The organism is Snodgrassella sp. ESL0304, assembly GCF_013344995.1.
GTDB lineage: Bacteria > Pseudomonadota > Gammaproteobacteria > Burkholderiales > Neisseriaceae > Snodgrassella > Snodgrassella alvi.
Genome location: NZ_JAAEDR010000013.1, coordinates 86,006 through 101,498, shown reverse-complemented (window position 1 = coordinate 101,498; position 15,493 = coordinate 86,006). Strand labels below are relative to the sequence as shown.

Genomic DNA, 15,493 nt, shown 5'->3' with positions numbered 1-15,493 from the left:
CATAAAACTTGCGCGGTGGTAGCTCAGTTGGTTAGAGTACCGGCCTGTCACGCCGGGGGTCGCGGGTTCGAGCCCCGTCCGCCGCGCCAATTTCATATTTGCTGTTTTCTCTCTTAGGGGTGATTAGCTCAGTTGGTAGAGCGTCTGCCTTACAAGCAGAATGTCGGCGGTTCGACTCCGTCATCACCCACCAATCTATTTTTCTCCTGATTTCTGATTTAATTAAACTCTTGGTTGTTAGTGGACTATTTGTTTGCTGTTTTTTTGTATGCAATCAAACTATCTGTGCTGGTGGCATTCATAGCCGATCATCAGTTTGTGATATTCAGACTATTATTACTTGGTATTGGGCAATAAGAAACTCCACGGTATTTATGCTTATTCACAGCTCATTTGCATCTGTCTGTATATGCTTAAGATATTTCACTTGGCACAATTTGCAAACTAACCTATAATTCATCGCTCAATCTTTTACTGATTGATTGCGGATATGGCGAAATTGGTAGACGCACCAGATTTAGGTTCTGGCGCTGAAAGGCGTAAGAGTTCGAGTCTCTTTATCCGCACCATCGAATTTTAAAGATATCTTGTAAGCTAAGATATCTTTTTTTATTTCTACTCAGTGTGTCTGAACACTAACTAAAAACTATTTAGAAATTTGTTTTATCTGCTTTCAATTTTGTATTTTAAGTATAATTGTCATTGGCATGATATTCGAATTTACCTGAATTCGAAGTTAAATTAATTCTATATATTCTGTTGTAAGCTTTTATTGACAGGTATTTATGCAGATATATAGTTTATGCGTAAGGTATGATTTACGGATAAATGATATTTATCAATAGGTAAAAAACAGGTTATCTGACTGATTTTGAGCTTATTTGCCAGTTGAAATAAAAAATGCACCATTATATAAATTTAAATGGTGCATTTTTTGCTGATATGTTTGTATTAGTTACATGGTTTCAAGAGTATCTATACCTAATAATGCCAGACCCTGTTGCAAGGTTTTGCCGGTAAGGCTGGTGAGCTGCAATCGGCTATTGCGAGTGGCTTCGTCTGCTTTCAGTATCGGGCAGGCTTCATAAAAGCGGCTGAACAGGGTGGCAATCTGATACAGATAAGCGGCAAGATAGTGTGGATAAGAGGTATTGGCAACACTATCCAGAACATCTTCAAATTTAAGTAATTCTACAGCCAGTTGCTGTTCCATGGCTTCGTTCAGGGTAATCGCGGCATTGTTATCCCAGGTACCTGCTTTGCGAAAAACACTTTGTACGCGGGTATAGGCATATTGTAAGTAAGGAGCAGTATTGCCTTCGAAAGAGAGCATGCTGTCCCAGTCGAATATGTAATCACTGGTACGGTTTTTGCTTAAATCTGCATATTTAACCGCACCTATGCCTACGACTTCACCTATATGCGCGATTTCATTGGTACTCAGTTCAGGATTTTTGCTGGCAACCAGAGCAGATGCACGTGTTACAGCTTCGTTTAGTAAATCCATTAATTTTACAGTGTCACCGCTACGGGTTTTAAACGGTTTGCCGTCTTTACCCATCATGGTACCGAAAGGTACATGTTCCGCATGCACGGTATCAGGCAGCCAGCCGGCTTTACGGGCAACTGTAAATAATTCATCAAAGTGCAGGCTTTGGCGCGCATCCACAACATATAACAATCTGTTGCCGTGCAAGGTATTAATGCGGTAACGCAGGCAGGCTAAATCGGTACTGGCATACAGGAATCCGCCATCTTTTTTCTGAATAATAAATGCTGCCGGTTCATTATCCTGATTTTTAAACTCATCCAGAAAAACAACTTTAGTACCGTCACTGTCAACGGCAATACCTTTGGCAAGAAGTTCATTTACAGTTGATTGTAACTGATCATTATAAAATGATTCGCCGGTTACATCGGCTGGTAAAAGTTTTAGGCCAAGTTTTTTATAGACCGCCTGAGCATGTTGCAAAGAGGTCTGTACAAACTGTTGCCACAATGCCAGTACGCTGGCATCTCCGCTTTGAAGTTTAACTACGTAATCACGTGCTGTGTCGGCAAAGTTTTTATCTTCATCAAAGCGTACTTTGGCATTACGATAGAATTGTTCTAAATCCGCCAGTTCGAGATCTGCACGCCCGTTTTGCTGTTGTTCTATCAGGTAGGCGACCAGCATACCAAATTGTGTGCCCCAGTCACCTACATGATTTTGGGCAATAACTTTATGTCCGAGAAAAGTAAGTACCCGGTTAAGGCTGTCTCCTATGATGCTGGAGCGTAAATGACCTACGTGCATTTCTTTAGCCAGATTGGGTGATGAGTAATCTATAACTATTGTTTGTGGCTTGCTGTTTCTGGCAATGCCCAGATGCTCATCCTGCAATGAGGTCTTAATATATTGTGCCAGTTTTTCAGGGCGAAGTTTTAAGTTAATAAAACCAGGGCCGGCAACTCCTGCTGTGGCAATCAGTGGGTTCTGCTGTAATGCATCGGCAACTCTTTGTGCCAGTTCGCGAGGGTTTTGTTTGGTTTTTTTAGCGGCACCCATGACGCCGTTAATCTGATAATCGCCAAAGTCTCGATTTTTGGCTGGTTGCAGAATAATTGGCTGGCCTGTGAGCCCGTTTGCGCTAAATGCTTGTTCAACTTCAGCTGCAACTAGTTGATGTAATTTCATGTTGGTCTGATAAATAGGAAAATGGCTAATTTTCGCATAAATAAGCGTAAATCGCATTAGCGCAGCACAATGAATAAACAGACTTGACGGGAATAATGCCTAAATTAGTTAAGAAAAATTTTCTGTGGTTATAGCGGTTATAAAATAGTTATATAGGGGGTTAGGATTGTTATTTATAATAAATAAATTAAATAAAATCAAATATTTATATAAGTATATATAGTTGAATTATCGAACTCTTGATACATAACTGAATTATCGATAACTCCAAATTGAAAAATTAAATAAATCATAATGTTGCAAAAATAAAGTTGAATTATCGAACTTTTCATACATAGTTGAATTATCGATAACTCCAAATTAAAAAATTAAATAAATCATAATATTATAAAAATATAGTTGAATTATCGAACTCTTCATACATAACTGAATTATCGATAACTCCAAATTAAAAAATTAAATAAATCATAATGTTGCAAAAATAAAGTTGAATTATCGAACTTTTCATACATAGTTGAATTATCGATAACTCTAAATTAAAAAATTAAATAAATTATAATGTTATAAAAATATAGTCGAATTATCGAACTTTTGATTAAGAATACTATATCGATAAATGAATTGGTAATTATCAATTAGATTAACTGATTTATGCTGGATATTAGTTGTGCGTTTTTAGTGTGTAAATGGATAATGTTGTTAAAGTATACCGGATACCAGCCGGTATACTTTAACTGTGTGATGATCAGCCTACGCGATAAAAGGCCAGACTACCAAGCAAGTTTGGCCAGAGGGAAATGCGTTTATTTCCGCTCATTACTGCTCGTTGCAAAATTTTTAAATGATTTTTGGCACATAATTTATCAAAATCCTGAAGGGTGCACCAATGAATGTTCGGGGTGTTATACCATTGATAGGGCATGCGTTCGGATACCGGCATATGTCCGCCCAGTGCGATTTGCAGGCGGTTGCGCCAGTAGCCGAAATTGGGAAAGGTGACAATAGCTTCTGCGGCGACTCGTTTCATTTCCTGCAGGATGTTTTCCGTATTTTGCATAGACTGAATGGTTTGGCTCAAAACGATGATGTCAAAGCTGTTATCATTAAAATGTTGCAAACCGGCTTCCAGATCAGCCTGTATTACGTTGATGCCACGTTGCATAGCAGCTAATACGCTATTGGTATTAATTTCTAATCCATATCCCTGACAATTTTTGTGTCTGACTAGTGCGGCCAGCAGTTCTCCGTCTCCGCAGCCTAAATCCAGTACACGACTATTGGGTGTAATCCAGTCGAAAATCATTTGCAGGTCATCACGCAGTGGTACTGATGATATGTTCATTGTGTTAGTTCAGTGGCAATATTGTTGAAATAAATGCGGATAGCCGCCTGATAATCAGTATCTTCCATTAAAAAGGCATCATGTCCGTGAGCTGATTTAAGGGCAATATATTGCACGGGTTTGTTGGCCGCTACCAAAGCATCGAGTAATTCCTGTGAGCGTCTGGGTGAAAAACGCCAGTCGCTGCTGAAGCTGGCTATCAGTATTCTGGCCTGAATTGCCGATACTGCGGCTACCAGACTACCATCATAATCACGCGCCGGATCAAAATAATCAAGTGCTTTTGTCATCAGTAAATAACTATTGGCATCGAACACTTCGGCAAATTTATCGCCCTGATAGCGAAGATAGGATTCAACTTCAAATTCAACGTTGTAATCATACTGGTAGTTTGGTTGTCGCATCTGGCGCCCGAATTTTTTACCCAATCCGTCTTCTGCCAGATAGGTAATGTGTCCCATCATACGAGCGATACGCAAACCTCGTCGCGGAATTTTCTGCTGTTGCGCGTATTGTCCCTGACAAAAATCCGGATCGGTAAGAATGGCTTGTCTGGCTACATCATTAAAGGCAATATTTTGGGTAGATAATCGTGGAGCTGAGGCAATAATCAATGCATGTCTCAGGCGTTGCGGTTTGTCGATTGCCCATTGTAATGCCTGCATTCCGCCCAGACTTCCGCCCATAACCGCAGCCCATTTATCAATGCCGAAGCGGTCGGCCAGCATAGACTGACTTTCTACCCAGTCTTTTACGGTTACCATCGGAAAATCAGCACCGTAAGCTTTTCCTGTGTCCGGATTGATACTCAACGGACCGGTGCTGCCGTGACAGCCGCCCAGATTATTTAAGCCGACAACAAAAAAACGATTGGTATCAACAGGTTTTCCCGGACCAATCATATTATCCCACCAGCCGGGGTGTTTATCATTTTTACTATGGTAACCCGCTACATGGTGATTTCCTGACAGTGCATGACATATTAATACCGCATTACTTTTGTCTGCATTAAGTGTGCCGTAGGTTTCAATCATTAATTCAAACCGGGGCAGAATACAACCGTTTTGCAGGGTGAGCGGGCTGTCAAAAGACCACTTTTGCGGGGTTACAATGCCAATGCTGTCTATTTCTTTCATAGGATTAGTTAAAAGAATAGAAAACTGGCATTATAACGACTTTGTCTGGTTTGCACAGATATAACGTGTTTTGGAAAATAAATGATAGGCCGTTTGCTGCGTCTGTTTCTTTTTGTAATGTTATTGGGTGTTTTGCTTAAGTATATACTTGGAAGGCAGCAAAAACAGACGCTCGGATACTGGGTAAACTGTCTGGCGCTGGTGTTGATAGTAATTAGTTCGCTAATATTGCTGATATTTGTATTGAAATCTGTTTTGTATTAATCAGCATTAATACAAACAAGTGATAAAAAAAAAGCCGGTCTGATGTTTCAGGCCGGCCAGAGATATTTTCAGTATTTAAAGTAAGCTGCTCACTTCTGCTTTTTCTTCTTCAAGTTCAGCCAGTGTCTGATTAATACGCTGCTGACTGAATTCATCAATAGGTAAATCCTGAACAATAGTGTACTCGCCATTTTCACAAGTCATGGGAAAGCCGAATACTATTTCTTCCGGGATGCCATAAGAACCGTCTGAGGGTACGCCCATAGTAACCCATTCTCCATTACTGCCGATTACCCAGTCATGAATCTGATCGATAATTGCATTGGCGGCACTGGCAGCAGAAGACAGACCTCGTGCTTCAATGATGGCTGATCCGCGTTTGCCTACTTTAGGCAAATACTCTTTTACATACCAGTCCTGATCATTAATCATTTCTGCTACGTTTTCATTATCTATCCGGGCAAAGCGGTAATCAGTGTACATGGTAGGACTGTGATTTCCCCATACACACAGCTGTTTTATTTTGCTTACTGGTTTATTAATTTTTTCTGCCAGCTGACTAAGTGCGCGGTTCTGATCTAGACGCATCAGTGCGGTAAAATTTTTTGCCGGTAAATCAGGGGCAGACTTCATGGCGATATAAGCATTGGTATTGGCAGGATTACCTACAACAAGGACTTTCACATCGCGGCTGGCCACTTTATTCAGTGCTGCACCCTGTGTTTTGAAGATTTCGGCATTGGCCTGTAATAAGTCGCTGCGTTCCATACCTTTACTGCGCGGACGTGCACCGACGAGGATAGCTATATCTGCATCTTTGAATGCCACTTCAGGATCATGAGTCGCAAACATATCGGTGAGCAGGGGAAATGCGCAATCCTGTAATTCCATCATTACCCCCTGGGCAGCAGTTTGCGACTGAGGCAAATCAAGCAATTGCAGGATAACTGGAGTATCAGCTCCCAGCATATCACCGCTGGCAATCCGGAACAGTAAAGCATAACCAATCTGGCCGGTAGCACCCGTCACGGCAATGCGTACAGGTTTTTTCATAACATATCCTCTTAAAATAAAAACACGACTATAAATATTTTTTCTTGTCTTAAAGGTATTTAATATGTCTGTACTACAAGAATTTGGGCTGTATGATAGCAAAATTATTTTCAAAATTAAATTAATTGAAGTAATAGATTGATGCTTTTTTGAGAATATTAAGTGAGTTTTTCTGTGTTATCTTATGTCTTATATAAGACTTTATTTACATGAGTTTGAAATGTCGTACAATAGATTTAAAATCAGTTCGCTTAAAAGACACATTCCTTTATACCAGTCTGTAATGCAGCGGGTTTTTCATTTGCTTGCTGATGGTGATTTCAAGCCTGGTCAGCCTTTGCCTAGTGAATGGGATCTGGCCAGGCAGTGGAATGTAAGTCAGGGAACCGTGCGTAAAGGTCTGAGTGAACTGGCCGCGCGGGGTATTCTGCAGCGTTATCAGGGGGTAGGAACCTTTGTTACCCAGCAAAACTGGGACTGGGGATATTATCCTTTTACTGAAATTCCGGTATTGCAACAGGCTAAAACTGAGCAGGTTTGGCCGGTAGCTGAAGTTCTGAGTGTGACTGTTGCTGTTGCGGATGAAGAAACTGCTATGCAGTTAGGTATAAAAATCGCAGAACCGGTATGGAAAATTATGCTGCTATGGCGTACCGGTTATATTGAAGTGGCGGTGGATGAATTATTTTTACCTGTTGCGTTATTGCAGGATTTAAATGTACGTTTTATGCGCCGCCGCAGTAGTTTTTATGCTTTTTTGTTGCTTGAGTATGATGTTTTGATGGATACTTCGCGACAATGGCTTTGGCAGACAGTTCTGCGTCCTGAGATTGCCAGACTGTTGAAGGCAGATATGGCTTCGCATGCCCTTTGTATCGGGCGTTTGAGCCAGAGTGTCGACGGTGTTCCTTATGAATGGCGCCGGCGTTATTTACAACTTGGAAATCAGTCTTTGCAACTAAGTGGCAGCTCTGCTGAGTACTGATGCCGGTATTGTAAATAATTGGTGTGTAGTAATGTTGCCTGTTTGTTAAAAACTGGGTCAATTGCAGTAAATTTCGGTTGGGTGCGGCTTTGGTCGCTGGTTTTGAGTTTATATCTTCTAATAATACAAGAGGAGTCACCGATGCAAAAAGAAAGGCCAGTGTATCTGGATATACAAAAGATACGATTACCCATTCCGGGTATTGTGTCTATTTTTCATCGTTTTAGTGGTATCGCGCTATTTGTCTGTATTCCGCTGTTTTTATGGCTGTTTTCAGGTACGCTTTCCCATGAATCTGCGTTCAATACTTATCAGGAGCTTGTGCATCATCCTATGGTGAAGTGCATTCTTTTTGTTCTTTTGCTGGCATATGTTTACCACAGTCTGGCCGGTGTGCGCTTTTTGTTTATGGATATTCATAAAGGTACAGAACTAAAAACGGCACGCGCTTCGGCTAAAGCGGTGGTTATTTGTGCAATTGTATTGTCCGTTATTATTTATGGAGCGTGCTTGTTATCATGATTGATCGTAAATTAGCCGGCGCGCACTATGGTCTGCGCGATTGGATTATGCAGCGTATCACGGCAGTAATCATGCTGGTGTACTCAGTCTTGTTTTTAATTATGATTATCTGTTTACCGCATAGTTATCAGGAATGGCAGTGTTTCTTTGCTCAGACGTGGGTTCGTCTGATAACACAGATTTTTGTGCTGGCACTGGTATTGCATGCATGGGTTGGTATACGTGATTTGTGGATGGACTATATCAAACCAGCAGGTTTGCGCCTGTTTTTGCATGTTGCCACTATCCTGTGGCTGGTTGGCTGTCTGATTTATTCTGTTAAAGTGATTTGGGGGGTAGCATGAATATGCCCAAGAGTTTGCCGGTACGTCGTTTTGATGCAGTAATCGTAGGCGGCGGTGGTGCAGGGCTTCGTGCCGCTCTGCAATTATCTAAAGCAGGTTTAAATACAGTAGTGCTGTCTAAGGTTTTTCCAACCCGTTCTCATACGGTAGCTGCCCAGGGCGGGATTTCTGCTTCGCTGGGTAATGTACAGGAAGACCATTGGAACTGGCATATGTACGATACCGTTAAAGGTTCCGACTGGCTGGGTGATCAGGATGCAATCGAATTCATGACACGCCGCGCTCCTGATGCTGTAGTTGAACTTGAACATATGGGTATGCCGTTTGACCGGGTTGAATCCGGCAAAATTTATCAGCGCCCGTTTGGCGGACATACTGCTGAGTTTGGTAAACGTGCTGTAGAACGTGCCTGTGCAGTGGCAGACCGTACCGGTCATGCAATGCTGCATACCTTATATCAGCAAAATGTGCATGCAGAAACCCAGTTTTTTGTGGAATGGGCTGCTCTGGATCTGATTCGGGATTCAGAAGGTGTGGTAATCGGGGTTATTGCAATGGAAATGGAAACGGGTGAAGTTTTCATTTTGCATGCAAAGGCTGTACTTTTTGCTACTGGCGGTGCCGGACGTATCTATGCTTCTTCTACCAATGCCTATATGAATACTGGTGATGGTCTGGGTATGGCTGCCCGTGCAGGTATTCCTCTGGAAGACATGGAGTTCTGGCAATTCCATCCTACTGGTGTGGCGGGTGCCGGGGTGCTGATTACTGAAGGTGTGCGCGGTGAAGGCGGAATTTTGCTTAACAGTGAGGGCGAACGCTTTATGGAACGTTATGCGCCAACTGTAAAAGATCTGGCCTGTCGTGATGTGGTGTCCCGTGCAATGGCTATTGAAATTCATGAAGGCCGTGGAGTAGGTAAAAATAAAGACCATGTACTGCTGAAAGTGGACCATCTTGGCGCAGAAAAAATTATGGAAAAACTGCCGGGTATCCGCGAGATTTCCATTCAATTTGCCGGTGTGGACCCAATTAAAGATCCGATTCCGGTGGTTCCGACCTGCCACTATATGATGGGCGGTATTCCTACTAATTATCATGGTCAGGTGGTAATGGCCAAAGGTGATGATCTGGAAGCTCCAGTTCCCGGTTTCTATGCAGCAGGTGAATGTGCCTGTGCTTCAGTGCATGGTGCAAACCGTCTGGGTACCAATTCTTTACTTGACCTTGTGGTGTTCGGGAAAGCAGCCGGCGATCATATGATTGACTACATCAAAAAGCAGGTAGCACACCGTGAGTTGCCGGCAGATGTTGGTGAAAAAACACTTGCACGTCTAAGCCGTCTGGAAAATCAGACTAATGGTGAAGAGGTATCTGAAGTACGTAATGATTTGCAGCGGTGTGTACAGTCACATGCCGGGGTATTCCGTACAGATGCTCTGCTGAAAGAAGGAATTGAAAAAATCAATGAAATTGCCGAACGTGTAGCCAAAACCCAGATTCACGATAAGAGTAAGGTTTGGAATACTGCACGGCTGGAAGCGCTGGAGCTGGATAATCTGATTGAAGTGGCTCAGGCGACCCTGGTTTCTGCTGAGGCACGTAAAGAATCACGCGGAGCACATGCTTCCGATGATCATCCGAACCGTGATGATGAAAACTGGATGAAACACACATTGTACTACGCTGAAGATCAGCATCTGGAATATAAACCAGTACACACTAAACCTCTGAGTGTGGAATACATAAAACCAGCTGAACGCGTTTACTAAGGAACTATCAAGATGGAAAAAATCCGCTTCCAGGTGTACCGCTATAATCCCGATGTGGATGATAAGCCGTACATGAAAGATTATGAACTCGAAATTGAACCGACTGATGTAAAGCTGTTGGATGCGCTGATTAAACTTAAAGCGCAGGATGACAGTTTGTCATTCCGCCGTTCCTGCCGCGAAGGTATTTGCGGTTCTGATGGTATGAATATTAATGGTAAAAATGGTCTGGCATGTCTGACTGATATTCGCAGTCTAAAACAGCCGATAGTGTTAAAACCGTTACCTGCTTTGCCGGTTATCCGTGATCTGATTGTTGATTTTACTCAGTTCTTCAATCAATACCATTCAATTAAACCCTATGTGATCAATGATACAGCTGCTCCGACACGTGAACGTTTGCAGTCACAGGCTGAGCGTAAAGAGCTGGATGGTTTATATGAATGTATTCTGTGCGCCTGCTGTTCTACTTCTTGTCCTTCTTTCTGGTGGAATCCTGACAAATTTGTTGGTCCTTCAGGTTTGCTGAATGCTTACCGCTTTATTGCTGATACTCGTGATACGCGCACCAATGAACGTCTGGACAATCTGAATGATCCTTACCGTCTGTTCCGTTGTCATACGATCATGAATTGTGTGGATGTTTGCCCTAAACATCTGAATCCGACTCGTGCTATCGGTAAGATTAAAGATTTAATGTTGAGAAGAGCTATCTGATGCAGGATTTTGATGATAATGCCAAACGCCGCATACGCTGGCTAACCCGACGCGGTTTACTCGAGCTGGATATTATTCTGGGCCGGTTTATGACTCATGCTTTTGATCAGTTATGTAACGAAGAGTTAGCTGTGTTTGTGGCATTAATGGATTTGCCTGATCCGGAAATTCTGGCGTTAATCAATCAGTCTGAGGGTTGTACTGACTCTGAATTTGAGTCTGTTCTGGCTAAAATCAGGCAGGCTCAGTAGCTGTAAATACATTGCTTTTGTTAACGTATTTAAGTTTAGTTTATTTAAATAGAAAAATTGAAAATTAAGGAGTTATGGATGACTAAGAAAGCTATACTGAGCATTGAGGGGCAAGAGCCTTTTGAGATGCCGGTTTTGTCTGGCAGTTTGGGTCCGGATGTAGTGGACATTCGTAAACTGTATGGTGAGACCGGGACATTTATGTTTGATCCCGGGTTTACTTCAACCGCATCCTGTGAATCCAAAATCACTTTCATTGATGGTGAAAAGGGGCAGTTATATTATCGGGGATATCCTATTGAGCAGCTGGCTGAACACAGTGATTATCTGGAAACATGCTATCTGCTCGTATATGGTGAATTACCTGATGCAGTCGAAAAACAGAAATTTGAACTGGGTGTTTTGCGCCATAATATGGTGCATGAACAATTAACCTGGTTTTTCAGGGGTTTTCGTCGTGATGCTCATCCGATGTCAATGATGGTCGGGGTAGTAGGTGCACTGGCTGCATTCTATCAGGACAGTTTGGATATCAATAATCCTGAACACCGCCGAATTGCGGAATACCGCATGATTGCCAAGATTCCGACTCTCGCAGCTATGTGTTACCGCTACTCAAAAGGATTGCCATTTAATTATCCGCGGAACAATCTGACTTATACCGGTAATTTCCTGCATATGATGTTTGCTAAACCAACTGAGGATTATGTTGTTAATCCTGTGCTGGAACGTGCTTTAGACCGGATTTTCATTTTGCATGCGGATCATGAGCAGAATGCATCTACTTCTACAGTACGCATTGCCGGCTCTTCCGGGGCAAATCCGTTTGCATGTATTGCTGCCGGGATTGCCTGCCTGTGGGGACCTGCTCATGGTGGTGCCAATGAAGCTGTATTGAAAATGCTGGATGAAATTGGTGATGTGTCCCGCGTTGAAGAATTTATGCAGGGAGTTAAAGAAAAGCGTTATCGTCTGATGGGTTTTGGACATCGCGTGTACAAAAATATGGATCCGCGTGCCAAAATCATGAAGCAGACATGTGATGAAGTGTTAAAAGAACTGGGATTGCATGATAGCCCTAAATTCAAGCTGGCAATGGCTCTGGAAAAAATTGCGCTTGAAGATCCTTATTTTGTTGAACGCAAACTTTATCCGAACGTGGATTTTTACTCCGGTATTGTGCTGAGTGCTCTGGGTATTCCGGTAACTATGTTTACCGTGCTGTTTGCACTGGCACGCACAGTAGGCTGGGTATCACACTGGCACGAAATGATAGCTGATCCGAATCAGAAAATCGGTCGTCCGCGTCAGCTGTATACAGGATCCGGTCGGCGCGATTATCTCCCAGTGGATAAACGCTAGTTATTTATGTATTCAGGCAGCTTTATTGCTGCCTGAAGCATACTGATGCTTCATCACCATGCTTATGCGTGGTGATCTGGAATCGGTATGTTGATATGCGGTAATCTGGAATCGGCAATCGATTCTTTATTGGTAGGGGATAGTGATATTCCTGTTTTATTAGTTTGAGGTAAAAAGGATTTTTACCATGATGGAAGAACAAACCAATCTTTCTTATTTATATGGTGCCAATGCTCCTTATATTGAGGAGCTTTACGAGAGCTACCTAAAGGATCGTGATTCAGTTGACGAATACTGGAAAGATTATTTTGACAAAGTAGCTGCATTACCGGGCTATGTTGCCAAGGATATACCGCAATTACCGATTCAGGAATCTTTTGTTAATCTGTCCAGACAGCATGCTGCTACTCAGGGTAGTGTTGATTTAAATGTATTGCAAAAGCAGGTATCAGTATTAAATCTGATGAACGCTTATCGTATCCTCGGCGCGCGTAATGCAAATCTGGATCCGTTAAAACGCCGTCCTAAAGAATATCTGGCTGAACTTGACCCGGCACAATACGGGCTGACTGCGGCAGATATGTCTACTAAATTTTATACCGGCAGCGATTTTGGAAGCAGTCCTAAACTGCCTTTATCTGAAATTATTAACCGCCTGGATCAGACTTATTGCAGCACCGTGGGTGTTGAGTATATGCATATTACCCGGCCGGATGAACGCAACTGGGTACAAGAGCGGGTGGAAAAAGATTTATCAGTTTCCAGTTATACGCCTGAACACAAACGTCGCATTCTGAAGCAGCTGACTGCGGCTGAAACGCTTGAACGCTATTTGCACACCCGTTATGTCGGTCAGAAACGCTTTTCGCTTGAAGGTGGTGAAAGTACAATTGTCGCCCTTGATTATCTGATTCAGCACTGTGGTAGTCAGGGTGTTGAAGAAGTTATGATTGGCATGGCCCATCGCGGCCGCCTGAATGTACTGGTAAATATTCTGGGTAAAGAACCCCGTGATTTATTCAGCGAATTTGAAGGTAAATATACAACTACTCTGCCAAGTGGTGATGTGAAATATCATATGGGTTTCACTTCTGATCTGGCTACCGGTAACGGTCCTTTACACGTTTCACTGGCTTTCAATCCTTCTCATCTGGAAATTGTTAACCCTGTTGTCGAAGGGGCAGTACGTGCGCGGCAGAAACGCCGTGGTGAATCCGGTCGTAATGCGGTATTGCCGGTATTGATTCATGGTGATTCTGCATTTATTGGTCTGGGTGTCAATCAGGCTAATTTCAATCTGTCACAAACCCGCGGCTATACTACTGGCGGTACTATCCATATTGTCATCAATAATCAAATTGGTTTTACGACTTCTGATTTACGTGACACTCGTTCTACGGTTTACTGCACTGATCTGGCTAAAATGGTTGACGCGCCGATTTTCCATGTGAACGGTGATGATCCTGAAGCAGTAAGCTATGTAATGGGTCTGGCAATGGATTACCGTAAGTCTTTCGGTAAAGACGTGGTGGTGGATATTGTCTGCTTCCGTAAACTGGGTCACAACGAAGGTGATGATCCGATGCTGACTCAGCCAATGATGTATAACAAAATTCATCAGCATCCGGGCACCCGTTCTCTGTATTCTGATCGCCTGGTAAGTGAAAATGTCATTACTAAAGAACAGGCTGAGGGACTGATTCAGGCTTACCGTGATGCACTGGATAAAGGTGAGCATGTTGAGCAGACTACTCTGACTGATTATAACCATAAGTATGCAGTAGACTGGACACCTTATATGGGTACCCACTGGAATCATCCGGTTGAAACCGGTATTCCTGCTGCCGATATTAAACGTCTTGCTGAAAAATTTACTGCATTGCCGGAAGGGTTTACTCCGCATAATACGGTGAAAAAAATGCTGGCCGGTCGTATGGCGATGGCAGAAGGTACGCAGCCGGTAGACTGGGGTATGGCAGAAACTCTGGCTTATGCCAGTTTGGTAACTAATGGTAATGGTGTACGCATTTCCGGCGAGGACTCCGGTCGTGGTACTTTCTCACACCGTCATGCAGTATTGCACGATCAGAAACGTGAAAAAAGTGATGCCGGGGCTTATGTACCATTGCGTAATCTGAGCGAAAATCAGGCTTCTTTCTTAGTAATTGATTCTATTCTGAATGAAGAAGCTGTATTGGCTTATGAATACGGGTTTGCCTGCAGTGCGCCTGACCAGCTGGTTATCTGGGAAGGGCAGTTTGGCGACTTTGCCAATGGTGCTCAGGTTGCCATTGACCAGTTTGTCACTTCCGGTGAAACCAAATGGGGACGTTTATGCGGTCTGACGGTTATTCTGCCGCATGGTTATGATGGTCAGGGTCCGGAACACTCTTCTGGTCGTCTGGAACGCTGGCTGCAATTATGCTCTGAAGAGAATATTCAGGTTGTCATGCCGTCTGAGGCTTCTCAGATGTTCCACCTGCTGCGCCGTCAGGTATTACGTCCATACCGTAAACCACTGGTTATTTTCATGTCTAAACGTCTGCTGCGCTTTAATGAATCCATGAGCCAGCTCAGTGACTTTACTGAAGGCCACGTTTTCCGCCCGGTTATCGGCGATCAGGTTGAAGGTAATGAAAATAGTGTTAAGCGAGTGATTTTGTGTGCCGGACAGGTTTATTACGATATCAATAAAGCACGTCTTGAACGTGATCTGGGTAAAGACATTGCGATTATCCGCGTAGAACAGTTATATCCGTTCCCGTACGAACAGCTGGCTGCTGAACTGAGCCGTTATCCTAATGCAACTGAAATTCTTTGGGCTCAGGAAGAACCGAGAAATCAGGGTGCCTGGTTCCAGATTCGCCATCGCATTGAAAAGATTGCTGGTAGCAAGCAAAAGGTTATTTTTGCAGGCCGTCCGGCTAGTGCCTCACCAGCAGTGGGTTACATGAGTAAACACGTTGCCCAGCTTAAACAGCTGGTTGATGATGCGTTGGACTTAAAGTAATCCGAATCTGTTATGAATAACTGGCCACTGTAGTGGTGGCCGATACCCTTTTTTTAGG

General features: G+C 43.1%; 12 protein-coding genes and 3 tRNA genes. 11 read left to right on the top strand and 4 right to left on the bottom strand.

The genetic code is table 11. The features are described from left to right. The first annotated feature begins 12 nt into the window (after positions 1-12). From GYX91_RS06240 to GYX91_RS06230, 3 genes are all read left to right on the top strand, one after another. Positions 13-89 (top strand) — tRNA-Asp (locus GYX91_RS06240). 28 nt (positions 90-117) lie between these two features. Further along, positions 118-193 (top strand) — tRNA-Val (locus tag GYX91_RS06235). Between the two features lie 291 nt (positions 194-484). Then, positions 485-569, top strand: a tRNA-Leu gene (locus GYX91_RS06230). Between the two features lie 386 nt (positions 570-955). Here GYX91_RS06230 and argS read toward each other — a convergent pair. The 4 genes from argS to GYX91_RS06210 form a co-directional block, all read right to left on the bottom strand. Further along, positions 956-2,677 carry an arginine--tRNA ligase gene (gene argS, locus GYX91_RS06225; protein WP_174830238.1) on the bottom strand — a complete coding sequence of 574 codons (1,722 nt, stop codon included), beginning with the start codon at positions 2,675-2,677 and terminating at the stop codon, positions 956-958. A 745-nt stretch (positions 2,678-3,422) separates the two neighbouring features. After that, entirely contained in the window at positions 3,423-4,019 is a 597-nt protein-coding gene (gene metW / locus GYX91_RS06220) for a methionine biosynthesis protein MetW (protein ID WP_084547802.1), read from the bottom strand. Beyond that, a complete protein-coding gene (locus GYX91_RS06215) occupies positions 4,016-5,155 on the bottom strand; it encodes a homoserine O-acetyltransferase (RefSeq protein ID WP_174830237.1) in 1,140 nt (379 codons plus the stop codon). The genes metW and GYX91_RS06215 overlap by 4 nt, the downstream gene beginning before the upstream one ends. A 339-nt stretch (positions 5,156-5,494) precedes the next feature. Then, complete coding sequence (locus tag GYX91_RS06210) at positions 5,495-6,472, bottom strand: malate dehydrogenase (RefSeq protein ID WP_025330888.1); 978 nt, start codon at positions 6,470-6,472, stop codon at positions 5,495-5,497. Positions 6,473-6,692: 220 nt separating this feature from the next. Between GYX91_RS06210 and GYX91_RS06205 the strand changes: the two genes are divergently transcribed. From GYX91_RS06205 to GYX91_RS06170, 8 genes are all read left to right on the top strand, one after another. Beyond that, positions 6,693-7,457: a GntR family transcriptional regulator gene (locus tag GYX91_RS06205; protein ID WP_174830235.1), complete on the top strand. Its 765-nt coding sequence runs from the start codon at positions 6,693-6,695 to the stop codon at positions 7,455-7,457. A 141-nt stretch (positions 7,458-7,598) separates the two neighbouring features. Further along, the gene (gene sdhC, locus GYX91_RS06200) at positions 7,599-7,979 is read left to right on the top strand and encodes a succinate dehydrogenase, cytochrome b556 subunit (protein ID WP_174830233.1); all 381 of its coding nucleotides are present in this window, start codon (positions 7,599-7,601) and stop codon (positions 7,977-7,979) included. Then, positions 7,976-8,323, top strand: coding sequence for a succinate dehydrogenase, hydrophobic membrane anchor protein (gene sdhD / locus GYX91_RS06195; protein WP_025330885.1), 348 nt, complete (start codon positions 7,976-7,978; stop codon positions 8,321-8,323). Before sdhC ends, sdhD begins: the two co-directional genes overlap by 4 nt. A 2-nt stretch (positions 8,324-8,325) precedes the next feature. Beyond that, positions 8,326-10,095, top strand: a complete 1,770-nt coding sequence (gene sdhA / locus GYX91_RS06190; RefSeq protein WP_037395298.1) for a succinate dehydrogenase flavoprotein subunit — start codon at positions 8,326-8,328, stop codon at positions 10,093-10,095. A 12-nt stretch (positions 10,096-10,107) separates the two neighbouring features. Next, positions 10,108-10,812, top strand: coding sequence for a succinate dehydrogenase iron-sulfur subunit (locus tag GYX91_RS06185; RefSeq protein ID WP_025330883.1), 705 nt, complete (start codon positions 10,108-10,110; stop codon positions 10,810-10,812). Continuing rightward, positions 10,812-11,063: a succinate dehydrogenase assembly factor 2 gene (locus tag GYX91_RS06180; protein WP_084564373.1), complete on the top strand. Its 252-nt coding sequence runs from the start codon at positions 10,812-10,814 to the stop codon at positions 11,061-11,063. The genes GYX91_RS06185 and GYX91_RS06180 overlap by 1 nt, the downstream gene beginning before the upstream one ends. Before the next feature lie 78 nt (positions 11,064-11,141). Then, positions 11,142-12,425, top strand: a complete 1,284-nt coding sequence (gene gltA / locus GYX91_RS06175) for a citrate synthase (protein ID WP_037476469.1) — start codon at positions 11,142-11,144, stop codon at positions 12,423-12,425. Positions 12,426-12,612: 187 nt separating this feature from the next. Further along, positions 12,613-15,435 (top strand): 2-oxoglutarate dehydrogenase E1 component, encoded by a 2,823-nt coding sequence (locus GYX91_RS06170; RefSeq protein ID WP_084586346.1) that lies wholly within the window; start codon positions 12,613-12,615, stop codon positions 15,433-15,435. Positions 15,436-15,493 lie beyond the last annotated feature (58 nt).